Below are 914 nucleotides of genomic sequence, written 5' to 3'. Positions count from 1 at the left end.
TTCGAGGCCGGGGAGCGGGTGGCGCAAAAGACCTCGATCGCCTTTGCCATCTCGGTCAAGGAACTGCTCGCCGGCCTACTTGCTGGCGTGCCGCAGGTGTTCATCGACGAGGATACCGTGCGTGACATCCCCGCTTTCGTGCGCGCGCTGGAAACCTGGCAGATCACACGCCTGTATACCTTTCCTTCCCAGCTCAACGCGCTGCTCGACCACGTTGCTGAGACACCGCAGCGGCTGGCGCGACTGCGCCAGCTCTTCGTCTCCATCGAACCCTGCCCGGCGGAACTGCTGCAACGGCTCAGGACGCTGCTGCCTGCCTGCACGGCCTGGTACATCTACGGGTGTACCGAAATCAACGACATGACCTATTGCGATCCGGCCGAGCAGCACAGCGGCAGCGGCTTCGTCCCGGTCGGACGGCCCATCGCCAATACCAAGGTCCATGTGCTCGACGAACAACTGCGACCGTTGCCGCCTGGCATCATGGGCGAAGTGCACATTGAAAGCCTCGGCATTGCGCACGGCTATTGGCGCCAGGGCGGCCTGACCGCCGCGCGCTTCATCGCCAATCCCTACGGCCCCCCCGGCTCGCGTCTGTACAGGACCGGCGACATGGCCCGCCTACTGGACAACGGTACGCTGGAACTGCTCGGCCGGCGCGACTACGAGGTCAAGGTCCGCGGCTACCGCGTGGACGTGCGCCAGGTGGAGAAAGCCCTGGCGGCCCACCTGCAGGTCGCCGAGGCCGCCGTGATCGGTTGGCCGCAAGGCTCGCCCACGCCGGAACTGTTGGCCTACGTGGTGCCACGCCAGGGTGTCCTGAACCTCGACGAGCTGCGCAAGCTGCTGCAGGAACGCTTGCCTACCTACATGCTGCCAACGCGCTTCCAGTCGCTGCCGGCGCTTCCGCGCTT

At 65.8% G+C, this 914-nt stretch carries 1 protein-coding gene; it reads left to right on the top strand.

The annotated features are described in order from the left end of the window. Positions 1-914 (top strand): AMP-binding protein (locus XalbCFBP2523_RS15795; RefSeq protein ID WP_146084148.1); only part of this gene is annotated, 914 nt, incomplete at both ends.

Source organism: Xanthomonas albilineans (assembly GCF_002939705.1).
In the GTDB taxonomy this organism is placed as follows: domain Bacteria; phylum Pseudomonadota; class Gammaproteobacteria; order Xanthomonadales; family Xanthomonadaceae; genus Xanthomonas_A; species Xanthomonas_A albilineans.
The sequence above is the reverse complement of the archived record's forward strand: the minus strand, read 5'-3'. Positions and strand labels throughout refer to the sequence as shown.